The sequence below is a fragment of the Streptomyces sp. BK239 genome (assembly GCF_004217285.1).
Taxonomy (GTDB): Bacteria; Actinomycetota; Actinomycetes; order Streptomycetales; family Streptomycetaceae; genus Streptomyces.
Genome location: NZ_SHKS01000004.1, coordinates 297293 through 310523, shown reverse-complemented (window position 1 = coordinate 310523; position 13231 = coordinate 297293). Strand labels below are relative to the sequence as shown.

Sequence of the window (13231 nt, the reverse complement as noted above, 5' to 3'; positions counted from 1 at the left end):
CGCACGGCTATCATCGACGTCACACTTCAAGGCCTTCCCGCCCGGGACTCGACGAGACGAACAGGGCCGGTGCACGCGGCGCACTCGCGGAAAGGAGCTCCCGTTGTCCCTGACCGACAGGGCCATCGAGCAGATCCGTGAGCTGATCCGCTCGGGCGCGCTGCCGCCGGGAGCGAAGCTGCCGCCGGAACCCGAGCTGGCCGCGCAGCTGGGGCTCTCGCGCAACCTGGCCCGTGAGGCGGTCAAGGCGCTGGCCGTCGCCCGGGTCCTCGAAGTCAAGCGCGGTGACGGGACGTACGTCACCAGTCTCCAGCCGAGCCTGCTCCTGGAGAGTCTCGGCGGCGCGGTGGAACTCCTCCAGGGCGACAACGGGGCGTTGCTGGACCTGATGGAGGTGCGGCGGCTGCTCGAACCGCTCGCCACGGGGCTCGCCGCGAGCCGGATCTCGGACGCTCAACTGGGCGAGGTCGAGCGCCACTTGGACGCCATGCGGGAGGCGCGGGACGACGTGGAGCGGCTCAACGCCCATGACGCGGCCTTCCATCGCGCCGTCGTCGCGGCCACCGGCAACGAAACGCTGCTCACGCTGCTGGAGGGCGTCTCGGGCCGCACCCTGCGCGCCCGCATCTGGCGCGGGCTGGTCGACGACCAGGCGGCCGGGCGGACCCTCGCGGAACACGAGGCGATCTTCGACGCGCTCAGCGCGCGTGACGCCAACCTGAGTCAGGCCGCCGCCCTGCTCCACGTCGGCAACACCGAGCGCTGGCTGCGCGAGCACCTGCGCTCCGCCGGCTTCGAGCAGGAGCCGCGCTGACAGTCGACGCATGTCGTCGGCGAACCCGCCTCGACGTGACCGGCCCTCCTGAACGCCGTGCACCTCGAGGAACACCCGCCCGGCCCGGTCCGCGCCCGAGAGCGGGCGTGAACGCCTCGCCCGGTCACGGGATGGCGCCCTTCTCGCAGACGAGGCGGGCCACCTCGCGGAGTTTGACGTTGTTCTCCTGGGAGTAGCGGCGCAGAACGTCGAAGGCCTGTTCCTCGCTGACCTGGTGACGGCCCATCAGGATGCCCATGGCCTCGCCGATGAGGTGGCGGGTGGCGATGGCCTGTTCCAGTTGGGCGTGGGTGCGGGCGCTGGAGAAGGCGACCGCCGCGTGGGAGGCGAGCAGCCAGCCGGACAGCTCGCTGGCCTCGGTGAACGCGCCGGGGCGGCGGGAGTAGAGGTTGAGCGCGCCGAGGTCCTCCTCCTCGGTGAACAGCAGGAAGCCCATCATGCTGCCCACGCCGAGGGCGCGGGCACGCGGGGCGTAGGCGGGCCAGCGGGGCTGCTCGGCGGTGAAGTCGGCGATACGGAAGACGCGCTCGCCGGTCGCGGTGCGGGCGGCGTCGAAGCAGGGACCCTCGCCCAGCCGCACCTGCAGCCGGTCGCTGTCGACGACGAGCTGGTCGGTGGCGGCGAGGGTCTCCACCTCCGAGCCGCTCAGCAGGAGGATGCCGGCCGCGTCGCACCCGTCCACCAGTTCGGTGGCGGACGCGGTGATCCGCTCCAGGGTCGCGTCGACCGACTCCTGCGCCAGGAGGTCCCGCGCCATCGACGCCATGTTCTGCGCGAACCGGGCCCAGTCCACCGGTGTCCTCCGTTGCTCTCCTCGTGCGGCCACCCGACGGAGAACCTCATACCCGGCTTCTCGCCTCGCGCCTCACGGCGGGTTCTCAGTCGTCGTAGTCGGGGGTCCACTGGGCGGCCTCGATCGCGGCGCGCAGCTCGTCCTCGCCGGCCTTCGGGGCGACGCCGTCCTCGACGGCCGCGAGGGCCGCGGCGAGGGCGATCTCGCGGGCGGCGTCCCGCATCCGGCCCAGCGGCGGCAGCAGGGGCGCCGGGGCGCCGTCATCCGGTGCGGAGCGGGCGGCGCAGCGGCCCACGGCCCGGGCCGCTGCGACCATCATCCGGTCCGTCACCCGGGTGGCGCGGGCGGCGGTGACGGCGAGGCCGATCGCGGGGAAGACGTACACGTTGTTGGCCTGCGCGACCGGCACGTCGCGGCCGTCGATCCGCAGCGGCGGGAACGGTGACCCGGTCGCGACCAGTACCTTCCCGTCCGTCCAGCGGGCCAGGTCGGCGGGGTCGGCCTCGGCGTGCGAGGTGGGGTTGGACAGCGGGAAGACGACCGGGCGTTCGCAGCCGGCGGCCATGTCCCGCACGATCTCCTCGGTGAACGCCCCGTGCGCGGTGGACAGCCCGATCAGCACGGTGGGCCGCACGCGGCGCACGACCTCGGCGAGGCCGGGCGCGCCGTCGCCGTCCCAGTCGCCCACCTCGTCGTCGTCGCGGGCGTAGGTGCGCTGCTCCTCGGTGAGGCCGGACCGCGACGCGAGCAGCAGTCCGTCGACGTCCACGAACCAGAAGCGGGAGACGGCGTCGTCCGCCGACATGCCTTCCTCTTCGAGGGCGGTGCGGATCATGTCGGCGACGCCGACGGCCGCGGATCCGGCGCCGAGCACGACGAAGCGCTGGTCGGACAGGCTGCCGCCGGCGATCTCGGTCGCCGTGGTGAGCGCGCCGAGCGCCACGGCCGCCGTTCCCTGGATGTCGTCGTTGAAGGTCAGCAGCCGGTCCTGGTAGCGGGTGAGGATCGGGCGCGCGTGCGCGGTGGCGAAGTCCTCCCACTGGAGGAGGGTGCCGGGCAGTTCCGCCTCGACGGCCGAGACGAACAGCTCCACCAGCTCGTCGTACTCGTCGCCCGTCACCCGGCGGCGGCGGGTGCCGAGGTAGTGCGGGTCGGCCAGCAGTTCCTCGTTGTCGGTGCCGACGTCCAGCAGGACGGGCAGGGTGCGCGCCGGGTGGATGCCGCCGATGGCGGTGTAGAGGCTGAGCTTGCCGATCGGGATGCCCATGCCGCCGACGCCCTGGTCGCCGAGGCCGAGGATGCGCTGGCCGTCGGTGACGACGATGACGTCGACGTCGGCGTGGGGCCGGTTGCGCAGGATCTCCCGGAAGCGGTGCCGGTCGTCGTACGACAGGAACAGTCCGCGCGGCCTGCGGTAGATCTCGCTGAAGCGGCGGCAGGCCTCGCCGACCGTGGGGGTGTAGACGACCGGCAGCATCTCCTCCAGGTGCCGGGTGACCAGCCGGTGGAACAGCACCTCGTTGGTGTCCTGCAACTGGCGCAGGTAGATGTGCCGGTTGAGCGGCTTGTCGTAGCCGAGGAACGCTTCGTAGGCACGGTCGGCCTGCTCGTCGAGGGTTTCGACGGCGGGCGGGAGGAGCCCGTCGAGGCCCAGTTCGGCGCGGTCGCGCCGGCTGAAGGCTGTTCCCCGGTTGCGCAGGGGGTCGGAGAGCAGTGCCGTGCCGCGGGTGGTGTTGCTGGCTGTCATGCCGGTCGGCTGCCCGGGATGTCGTGGTCCGCACCCCAAAACTCGGTAAGACATGGGAGCGCGGCCGTCACAGGAAGCGGCGTACGGGCTGTACGACGGTTTCGTAGGCGCGCTGCCGCAGCGGGCGCTTCTTCCAGCGGCCGGGCACGATCGGCGTGCTGACCGCGGTGTCCTCGTCGAAGTGGGCGTCGAGGGCGGCGGTGAAGCGTTCGTCGAGCACGGCGAGCATGACCTCTTCGTCGTGGTCGAGGGAGCGCCGGTTGAAGTTGGTGGAGCCGACGAGGGCGGCCGTGCGGTCCACGGTGACGATCTTGGCGTGCAGCATGGTCGGCTGGTACTGGTGGATCTTCACTCCGCAGGCGAGGAGGTCCTCGTAGAAGTGCTGGCCGGCGAGCTGGCAGACGCGCTTGTCGGTGTGCGGGCCGGGCAGCAGGATCTCCACCTCCACGCCGCGGCGGGCGGCGGCGCACAGCAGCTCGACGAAGTACGCGTCCGGGGAGAAGTAAGCGGTGGCCAGCCGGAACCGCTGCTCGGCGGACTCGATCATCACGCGCATCAGGGTCTGCATGTCCTGCCAGCCGAAGCTCGCGGAGCCGCGCACCACCTGGACGACGGCGTCGCCCTGCGGGCGGTGCCCGGTGAAGCGGTCGCGGTCGTCGAACAGCTCGTCGTGGCACTCGGCCCAGTTCTGCGCGAACGCGGCGGCGACGCCGTCGACCGCGGGACCGGCGAGCCGTACGTGCGTGTCGCGCCACTCGCCCGGGTTGCGGGCGTCGCCGCACCACTCCTCGGCGATGCCCACCCCGCCGGTGAAGGCGACCTGTTCGTCGACGACGAGGACCTTGCGGTGGCAGCGGTGGTTCTGTTTCAGCGGGGACAGGTAGAGCGGTCTGCGGAACCAGGCGACCTGTACACCGGAGCGGCCCATCTCCTCCAGCAGGTCCTTCTCGATCAGGCGGCTGCCGAAGCCGTCGAGGAGCAGCCGCACCCTGACGCCCGCGCGGGCCCTCTCGGACAGCGCGCGGGCGAACTGGCGGGCTATGTCGCCCTTCCAGTACACGAACGTCATCATGTCGACGGTGTGCTCGGCGGACCGGATGCTCTCCAGCATCGCGGGGAAGATCTCGTCCCCGTTGCGCAGGACGACCAGGGCGTTCCCCTCGGTGGCCGCGATGCCGATGAGCCGTTCGAGCCGCCGCCGTATCCGGGCGGCCCGCTCGGCGAAGTCGGACCGCCCGGGGGCCCCGGACTCCCCGGCCTCGCTGGTGGTCACTACGGGCGCGTTCTCCTGTGTGCTGGTCATTCCTGCCCCTTGCTCCGCCGGCCCGACACCAAACAACCGCGGCCGCCGGCGAGGCCCGGCGCGGGTGCACGGGGACTGTAGCGCCGGGGCGGCAGGGGTGTCGGGAGGCCGGGGTGCGAGACGGATCACCTGGCGGTACCGGGGGGCGGGGTCGGCGACGCGCGGCCGCTCAGCGGTCGCCTGGAGCGGGCTCCACCGGCTGACCGGCGAGGTCCCTCACCCGTCAGCCGGTGGGGCCGCCTCGCTTGCTCCGCGTGCCCTCCGCCAGGCGCCCTCGGTCAGCAGGCGCAGGCCGTTGAGGCCGACGAGGACGGTGGAGCCCTCGTGCCCGGCGACGCCGAGCGGCAGGGGGAGGGTGCCGATCAGGTCCCACAGGACCAGGGCGGCGATGAACGTGCCGGCGATCACCAGGTTCTGCGCGACCAGGCGGCGTGCGCGCCGGGAGAGCGCGATCACGGCCGGGACGGCGGCGAGTTCGTCGCGGACGACGACGGCGTCGGCCGCGTCCAGCGCGAGGTCGGAGCCGGTGCGGCCCATCGCGACGCCGGTGTGCGCGGCGGCCAGGGCGGGCGCGTCGTTGACGCCGTCACCCACCGCCAGGACCCGGCGTCCCCCGCCCTCCAGCTCGCGCACGGCGGCGACCTTGTCCTCGGGCAGCAGCCCGGCGCGCACGTCGGTGATGCCGACCTCCTCGGCGAGGCGACGGGCCGCGCGCGGGTTGTCGCCGGTGAGCAGGACGGGCGGGCGGCCGGTCAGGGCGGTGAGGCCGCGGGTGGCCCGGCCGGCGTCGGCCCGCAGCCGGTCGGCCACGCCGAGGAGGCCTGCGGGCGTGCCGTCGACGGTGACCAGGACGGCCGTACGGCCCTGTTCCTCCAGTCGCCCCGCCGCGGCGCGCGCGGGGTGCCCGTCGGGCAGGAGCCGGGCGGGGCTGCCGACGCTCACGGTGCGGCCGTCGACGACGGCGGTGACGCCGGCGCCGGGCACGGAGCGGAACCCGGTCGCCTCGGGCGGGGTCAGCCGGCGGCCGCGCGCGGCCTCGGTCACGGCGCGGGCCAGCGGGTGCTCGCTGGCGTGCTCGGCCGCCGCGGCGAGCCGGAGCAGCTCGTCCCGGTCCGCGCCCCCGTCGGGCAGGGGGCGTACGTCGGTGACGCGGGGAGTGCCCTGGGTGAGGGTGCCGGTCTTGTCCAGGGCGACCGCGTCGACCTGCCCGAGGCGTTCCATGACGACGGCGGACTTGACGAGGACCCCGTGCCGGCCGGCGTTGGCCATGGCCGACAGGAGCGGCGGCATCGTCGCGAGGACGATGGCGCAGGGCGAGGCGACGATCATGAAGGTCATGGCCCGCAGGAGCGCGTCCCGCAGCTCGGCGCCGAACAACAGCGGAACGGCGAAGATCAGGACGGTGGCGGCGACCATGCCGACGCTGTAGCGCTGTTCGACCTTCTCGATGAACAGCTGGGTGGGCGCCTTGGTCTCGGCGGCCTCCTCGACCATCCTCACGATGCGGGCGATGACGGAGTCGGACGGGTCGCGTTCGACACGGACGCGCAGGGCGCCGGTGCCGTTGACGGTCCCCGCGAAGACGTCGTCGCCGGGTTCCTTGGGGGCGGGCAGGGGCTCGCCGGTGATGGTGGCCTGGTCGACCTCGCCGGCCCCCGCCACGACGCGGCCGTCGGCGCCGATCCGCTCGCCGGGCCGGACGAGGATGACGTCGCCGGGGGTGAGGCGGTCGGCCGGGACGGTCTCCTCGCCGTCCGGCGTGAGCCGGGTCGCGGTGTCGGGCGCGAGGTCGAGCAGTCCACGCACGGAGTCGGCCGTGCGGGCGGTGGCGACGGCTTCGAGAGCGCCGGACGCGGCGAAGATGACGATCAGCAGCGCACCGTCCAGCACCTGGCCGACGGCCGCCGCGCCCAGCGCCGCGACGACCATCAGCAGATCGACGTCCAGGGTCCTCTCCCGCGCGGCCCTCAGCCCCTCCAGGGCCGGCTCCCAGCCGCCGGTGACGTAGACGGCGGCGAACAGCGGCCCCCACGTCCACGCGGGCGCGCCGAGCAGGTGCAGCGCGAGGGCGGGGAGGAACAGGGCGAGCGCGGCCAGCGCCCACCGGGCCTCGGGCAGCGCCAGCAGGCGGGTGCGCCGCCCGGGCGGCGCGGGGCTCGGGCGCGGGCCGGTCAGGCCCGGGGCGGGGCGCTGGTCCAGGGCGGAAGGCATGACGATCGACCCCTCGGGGGCACGGCGGCAGGGACTCCCACACCATACAGGAACATATGAACAGGTCTTCATATGTCGTCGGTATGCTGTCTCCCATGGGCCATGGAAGCGTCACCACCAGCACCGCGACCACCCGTGAGCGTCTCGACGCCGTCGGCGCCGCGGACGTCGCCGCCACCCTCCAGGCCCTGGCGACCCCGTCACGGCTGCACATCCTCGCCCGGCTCCAGGAGGGCCCCTGCTCGGTCGGGGACCTGGCCGCCGCCGTCGACATGGAGCCGTCCGCCTGCTCCCACCAGCTGCGCCTGCTGCGCAACCTCGGCCTGGTGACGGGGGAACGCCGGGGACGGTCCATCATCTACGCCCTCTACGACCGGCACGTCGCCGAACTGCTCGACCAGGCGCTGTACCACGTGGAGCACCTGCGCATGGGGATCCGCGACATGCCGGCCCCGGGCTCCGCGGACGCCCCCGGCCCCCTGGACTGACGCCTTCGGGGCCGGCCCCTCCCCGGCCGGGCTCAGTCCGCAGCCGCCCGCTCTCCCGCCGGGCGCCTGCGCAGCGCGGGCTCGGTGAGCGGGCGGGGCTGCCAGACGCCGTCGGCGCGGTACAGATCCGTGCCGGGTGCCACGATCTCGTCGATCCGGTCGAGCGTCTCGTCGTCGAGCAGCAGATCGGCCCCCTTCAGCAGCGAGGTCAGCTGGTCCATGGTGCGCGGGCCGATGATCACCGAGGTGACGGCCGGGTGCACCAGCGGGAAGGCCACGGCCAGCTCCGGCAGGGTGCGGCCCAAGTCCTCCGCCAGCAGGGCGAGTCGCTCCGCGGCCGCGAGCTTCTCGGCGTTGCCGGGGACGGCGGGGTCGAAGCGGTGCGGGGTGAGCTTGGCGCGGCCGGCGGTGAGGTCGACGGGGCGGCCCTCGCGGTAGGCGCCGGACAGGAATCCCGAGGCGAGCGGCGCCCACGTCAGCACGCCCATGCCCAGGCGGTGCGCGGTGGGCAGCACCGACCGCTCGACGCCGCGCGCGAGGATCGAGTACGGCGGCTGCTCGGTGCGCAGTCGCATCAGTCCCCGCCGCTCCGCCACGTGGTGCGCCTCGACGAGGTCCTCGGCGGGGAACGTGGAGCAGCCGAACGCCCGGATCTTGCCCGCCCGCACCAGATCACTGAGGACCGACAGGGTCTCCTCGATGTCGGTGGTGTGGTCGGGACGGTGCACCTGGTAGAGGTCGATCCAGTCCGTGTCCAGCCGGCGCAGACTGTCCTCGACGGCCTTGAGGATCCAACGGCGGGAGTTCCCGCCGCGGTTGCGGCCCTCCCCCATCGGGAAGTGCACCTTCGTGGCGAGCACGACGTCGTCGCGTCGGCCCTTGAGCGCCTTGCCGACGATCTCCTCGCACTCCCCGGCCGAGTACATGTCGGCGGTGTCCACGAAGTTGACGCCGGCGTCGAGGGCGGCGTGGACGATGCGCGCGCTGTCCTCGTGGTCGGGGTTGCCGACGGCTCCGAACATCATGGTGCCGAGGCAATGGGTGCTGACCTCGATGCCGGTGGTGCCGAGGACTCGATAGCGCATGCCGCTTCTCCGTGTCGGGTAGGGGCCAACTGGGAGCGTCACTGTAGAAGTTGGAGCGCACTCCAACGCAAGCGCGTTGAGAGCGGAGCGAAGGAGGCGGGATGCTCACGCTGGCGGAGATCGCCGCGGAGCCAGCGCTCCTCACCCGGCGGGTGGGTCTGGGCGACGGCACCGAGCTCGTCTTCCGGCCGCTCACGCACGCCGACGCGGAAGGGCTCACGGAGTTCCTGCGGGAACTGTCCCCCGAGTCAAGGCGGTTCAGTACGTTCGCCGGGTACGACCTCGCGTTCGCCCGGGAGTTGTGCGACGCCATAGCCCGCTACGACAAGCTGAGGCTGGTGCTGGAGGAGGCGGGGTCCGGCAGGATCGTCGGCCTGCTGGAACTGGCCCTCGATCTGCACCCGTCGGACATCGCCCGCTACCGCGAGGCGGGCATCGCCCTGACGGCGGCGGACTGCCGTTTCGGCCCGACCCTGGCCGACGACCACCAGGACAGGGGCGTGGGCACCCTGGTCTTCCCGCTCGTCGCGGACGTCGCCCGGCGGTTCGGCAGGACGCGGATCGTCCTGTGGGGCGGCGTCCTCGCCGACAACGCGCGCCGTCCGCTTCTACGAGAAACAGGGCTTTCGGACCGTGGGCACGTTCACCGGGGCCGACGGGACGCGTGCGCTCGACATGATCCTCGACCTGCCCGCGCCGCCGGACGGCTGACGCCGCCTCACGTCGTCACACGCCGTCTCGTGCCGCCTGAGCGAGCGCCGCCTCGATCAGCGATTCGAGCTGCTGTGCGACCTGGTCCAGAGGGTGCGCGCCGCGCTTGGCGCGGCACATCGCGGTCGCGCCCTCGACGGACGCCACCACGAGGGCCGCGAGGCCCTCGGCCCGGTCGGCGTCCACCCCCTGTCCGCGCAGCGAGTCGGCGAGCAGCCGCTCCCAGTCCTCGAACGCCTCGGCTGCGGCGAGGAGGGCCGGCGGGGCCTCGTCGGCCTGCGGTTCCTCGACGGAGACGGCCAGCACCGGACAGCCCGCGCGGAAGCCGCTGTCGACGACGATGCCGCGCCACAGGGCCAGGAACGCCCGCAGTCCCGCGACCGGGCCCGAGTCCAGTTCCCGCCGCAGCACGCCGGTGACCGCCTCGCCCGCGTACCGCACGGCCTCGGTGGCCAGTTGCCCCTTGCCCTGCGGGAAGTAGTGGTAGGTCGAGCCGAGCGGCGCTCCGGCGTGTTTGGCCAGATCACGGATGCTCGTGGCGTTCAGGCCGCGCCTGCTGATCAGATCGGCGGCGCCTGCCACGATGCGCTCGCGCGAAGGCGCACTGGGTTTGGCCAAGGCTCCCCTCCCCTCTGGATATAACGGACGTCATAGTCTACCTTGGCCCCCACTGTGACGACCGTCATCGGCCGGCCCGCCGCAGCGCGAGGAGCGCGACGTCGTCGAGGCGTTGGGCGCCGACGCCGGCCTGCCCGAGCAGTGTGTCGACGAGCGGGTCGAGGTCCTGTTCGCGGGCCTGTGCGAGGTGGCGGGCGAGGTCGGCGATGGCGTCGTCCAGGTCGACGCAGGGCCGTTCGACGAGCCCGTCGGTGTAGAGGACGAGCAACAGCCCGGCGGTGAGCGGCATCTCGGTGACGGGGAAGACGGCGTCGGGGTCGATGCCCAGCAGCGGGCCGGGCGGGACGTCCAGAACCCGGGCGTCGCCGTCGGCCGGGCGCACCAGCGGCGGCGGATGGCCGGCGCTGGCCAGCGTGGCGCGGCCCGCGGCGAAGTCGAGATGGGCGTAGAGGCAGCTGGTGAACAGGTCGGCGGCGAGGTCGGTGAGGAGGCGGTTGGTGCCGGACAGGACCGTGTCCGGGGCGCCGGCGACCGAGTGCGCGTGGACGGCCGTGCGCACCTGCCCCATCAACGCCGCCGCGGCGACGTCGTGGCCCTGGACGTCGCCGATGACGGCGGCCACGGCGGTGTCGCCGAGCCGGATCAGGTCGTAGAAGTCCCCGCCGATGTCCATGCCGTGGGTGGCGGGCAGGTAGCGGGCGGCGACATCAAGTCCGGGGACGGCGGGGAGGTCGTGCGGGAGCAGGGCCTGCTGGAGACCGTGGGCGAGCTCGTGCTTGACGTCGTAGAGGCGGGCCCGGTCCAGGGCCTGGGCGACGAGCCCGGCGAGCGAGGTCATGACGGCGCGGTCCTCGGCCGGGAACTCGCGGGGTTCGTCGTAGGACAGGATGCAGATTCCGACGGGCCGGCTGGAGATGATCAGGGGGAGGAAGGCCCATGCCTTCTTGCCGCTGACCTCCTGCGCCTCGGGGTAGATGCGCCGCATCTCCTCGGGGTTCGCGAAGAACGCGGGGATTCCACTGCTCAGGGCGCGGCCGGCGGGGGTGAACGAGGTGCCCAGCGGCAGGCCCTGGAGTCGTTCGATGGCCTCGGGGGGATAGCCCCGGTACCCGGTGATCCGCAGCCGGCCCGCCTCGGCGCTCGACAGGACCAGGCCCTGGGCGCCGAAGGCGGGCATGATCTGCTCGGCGACCAGGTCGACGACGTCCTGGACGCCGACGACCTCGGTCAGCGCGGCGGCCAGGTGGGTGAGCTGGTAGAGCCGGCCGGCCCGGGCCGGCGCCGCCGCCGGCGCCGGCTGGTGGGGGGCGGGCGAGGGCGGCGGGGGGTCGCCGCCCGGGACGATGCGGACGCTGATGCCGCTGGCGTCCGGGAAGAGGTGGAAGTCCAGCCAGTGGTCGGGCGGGCGGCACGCGGTGAAGGCGACGGGTGCGCGGCTGATCACTGCGGCGCGGTAGCGGTCCTCGTAGGTCGGGTCGTCGAGCCAGGGCAGGCTCTGCCAGGGCAGTGTGCCCAGCAGCCGGCCGGCGTCACGGCCGAGCAGTGCGCAGGCGCTCTCGCTGAGATAGGTGAAGTGCCCTTGCAGGTCCAGGGCGCAGCTGCCGCCGGGCAGGCGTTCCACGAAGTCGGCGGCGGCCGCCTCGGAGCCCGACCGCAGGCCCGCCCCGGCGGGCAGGGCGCGCGGGGGCCCGGCACAGGCCGGCGGTTTGCCGTGGTCGAGGGCTTCCTCCAGCAGTCGCGCCAGCCGGCGGCAGCTCGCCAGGACGTGGTTCTCCTCCCGCCGGGTCATCCGGGGCGGGCGGGTGGCCGGCCACATGAGGAGCAGCGACCCCCAGGTGCGGACGCCGGTGACCGGTGCGGCGGCCATCGACAGGGGGTACGGCAGCGCCATCGCAGTGCGGGGGTAGGAGTGGGCCAGCTCCCCCTGGTCGGCCATCCACACCAAGCGGCCCTCGCGGACGGCGTCGGCCACCGGCGCGGGCGACGCCGTCGACACCCTGGTCCACGGCGCGGCGAAGTCGGCGGGCGCCCCGCACAGCACGTCGAGGCAGAGCACCTGCTCGTCCGGCGCCAGCAGGTACAGGGCGCCGATGGACGCGCCCGTCCTGCGGACCGTCTCCGCCAACGCGGCGTCGAGCCCGTCGGCGGGGGCGGCGTCGAAGCCATCCGGGCCGCTCACTCGGCACCTCCAGCACATGAGGCGTTCGCCGTGGCGTTCTCCCCACGCGCCTCCCGGCCTCACCCACCTGTGGACGCTACGCCTGTGCACGGCTGTCGGCACCCCGCGCCGCCACAGCCCCCGACGAGCGGCGCGTGGTGCGCGCGCCCGGTGCCGTCGGCTCCGCGGGTTCAGCCCGTTCCCGACTGCCCCCGTGCCTCGTCGGCGACCTGCCCACCCGATCGGCGTGCCTGATCCGTGAGCTCGGCTGCCTGGTCGCGGGCCTCGTCCTGGGTGGTGCGGGCGGCTTCCCGGGCGGTGCCTCTCACTTCCTCCATCGCGCCCTGCGCGACGTCCTTCGCACCCTCGCGCAGGTTCTGCGCGGTGTCGGCGGCCTCCTTCAGCGGCTCCAGTGCCTCGCCGCCGCGTTCCATCAGGTCGGCGGCCTTCTCCTGCTCCACCTGGGAGGCCGGGAGCAGCGAGGACGCCAGCATGCCGGCGCCGAAGGCGATCAGCCCGGCGGCCAGCGGATTGCCCTGCGTGCGGCGCATCGCCTGGTCGGGCGCCTGCCTCACCGCTTCACCCGCCTGGCCTGCCGCTTCGCCCACCTGGCCTGCCGCGTCGCGCGCCGTGCCGGCCGCCTGCTGGGTGCCCTCCTGCAGCGAGCCGGCCGCCGACTGGGCACCGCTCTTGACTTCGTGAGTGGTGTGGGCGGCCGTTCCCATGACCCTCTCGCGCACACCGGAGACGGCGCCGCGCATCCTGCGCGTGCGACGACGCACCACGCGCCGGGGGCTGGCCCGGTCCGCGAGCCGGTCCACGTCGGCGGACAGCCGCTCCCGGGTGGCGCTTATCTCTGCCCTCATCTGGTCGGGTGACGTGCCCATTGCGCATTCTCCTTCATCGTCTCGACTGTCCGCTCCGGCTTGGGCGCCATGGCGCGCATACGGGTGCGGCCCCGCTGGTAGAGCACGGCTGCGATCACCGCCCACACGGCGGCGACGATCAGAGCGGCCCAGCCTCCGTCCATCACGTTGGCCAGTCCGAGCACGGCGGCCAGCGACAGGAACAGGAGCACCATGTATCCGCCGAAGCCGGCGCCGCCGTACATGCCGGCGGCCTTGCCCGCCTTGGTCGCCTCATGCCTGACCTCGGCCTTCGCGAGTTCGACCTCCTGACGGAACAGGGTCTGCACATCCGACGTGACGACGGACAGCAGCTCGCCCACCGAGTCGTCCCCGGCGCGCGTCGGCGCCGGGTGGGACGGGAGAGAGGTCATGGT

11 protein-coding genes are annotated in these 13231 nt (G+C 73.6%); 2 read left to right on the top strand and 9 right to left on the bottom strand.

Annotated elements, in window-relative coordinates:
* Window positions 1-103 precede the first annotated feature (103 nt).
* Window positions 104-814 (top strand): FadR/GntR family transcriptional regulator, encoded by a 711-nt coding sequence (locus tag EV567_RS14830; protein WP_130440091.1) that lies wholly within the window; start codon window positions 104-106, stop codon window positions 812-814.
* Window positions 815-938: 124 nt separating this feature from the next.
* On the opposite strand, the gene EV567_RS14825 is transcribed toward EV567_RS14830, so the two are convergent.
* The 4 genes from EV567_RS14825 to EV567_RS14810 form a co-directional block, all read right to left on the bottom strand.
* Window positions 939-1628: a GAF and ANTAR domain-containing protein gene (locus EV567_RS14825; RefSeq protein WP_242620813.1), complete on the bottom strand. Its 690-nt coding sequence runs from the start codon at window positions 1626-1628 to the stop codon at window positions 939-941.
* Window positions 1629-1713: 85 nt separating this feature from the next.
* Window positions 1714-3375, bottom strand: coding sequence for an NAD-dependent malic enzyme (locus EV567_RS14820; RefSeq protein WP_130440089.1), 1662 nt, complete (start codon window positions 3373-3375; stop codon window positions 1714-1716).
* Window positions 3376-3442: 67 nt separating this feature from the next.
* The gene (locus EV567_RS14815; protein WP_130440087.1) at window positions 3443-4678 is read right to left on the bottom strand and encodes a phosphatidylserine/phosphatidylglycerophosphate/cardiolipin synthase family protein; all 1236 of its coding nucleotides are present in this window, start codon (window positions 4676-4678) and stop codon (window positions 3443-3445) included.
* Between the two features lie 216 nt (window positions 4679-4894).
* Window positions 4895-6889: a heavy metal translocating P-type ATPase gene (locus EV567_RS14810; protein WP_130440085.1), complete on the bottom strand. Its 1995-nt coding sequence runs from the start codon at window positions 6887-6889 to the stop codon at window positions 4895-4897.
* A gap of 95 nt (window positions 6890-6984) precedes the next feature.
* Here EV567_RS14810 and EV567_RS14805 point away from each other — a divergent pair, with 95 nt between their 5' ends.
* Window positions 6985-7377, top strand: a complete 393-nt coding sequence (locus tag EV567_RS14805) for a metalloregulator ArsR/SmtB family transcription factor (protein ID WP_130440083.1) — start codon at window positions 6985-6987, stop codon at window positions 7375-7377.
* A 32-nt stretch (window positions 7378-7409) separates the two neighbouring features.
* On the opposite strand, the gene EV567_RS14800 is transcribed toward EV567_RS14805, so the two are convergent.
* The 5 genes from EV567_RS14800 to EV567_RS14775 all read right to left on the bottom strand — a co-directional run bounded on the left by EV567_RS14800 (window position 7410) and on the right by EV567_RS14775 (window position 13228).
* Window positions 7410-8462, bottom strand: a complete 1053-nt coding sequence (locus EV567_RS14800; RefSeq protein WP_130440081.1) for an aldo/keto reductase — start codon at window positions 8460-8462, stop codon at window positions 7410-7412.
* A gap of 726 nt (window positions 8463-9188) precedes the next feature.
* Window positions 9189-9791, bottom strand: a complete 603-nt coding sequence (locus tag EV567_RS14790; protein WP_130440079.1) for a TetR/AcrR family transcriptional regulator — start codon at window positions 9789-9791, stop codon at window positions 9189-9191.
* Between the two features lie 64 nt (window positions 9792-9855).
* Window positions 9856-11988, bottom strand: a complete 2133-nt coding sequence (locus EV567_RS14785; RefSeq protein ID WP_130440077.1) for a SpoIIE family protein phosphatase — start codon at window positions 11986-11988, stop codon at window positions 9856-9858.
* A gap of 152 nt (window positions 11989-12140) precedes the next feature.
* Window positions 12141-12836 (bottom strand): DUF3618 domain-containing protein, encoded by a 696-nt coding sequence (locus EV567_RS14780; RefSeq protein WP_130440074.1) that lies wholly within the window; start codon window positions 12834-12836, stop codon window positions 12141-12143.
* Window positions 12812-13228: a phage holin family protein gene (locus EV567_RS14775; protein WP_130440072.1), complete on the bottom strand. Its 417-nt coding sequence runs from the start codon at window positions 13226-13228 to the stop codon at window positions 12812-12814. Before EV567_RS14775 ends, EV567_RS14780 begins: the two co-directional genes overlap by 25 nt.
* Window positions 13229-13231: the final 3 nt, after the last annotated feature.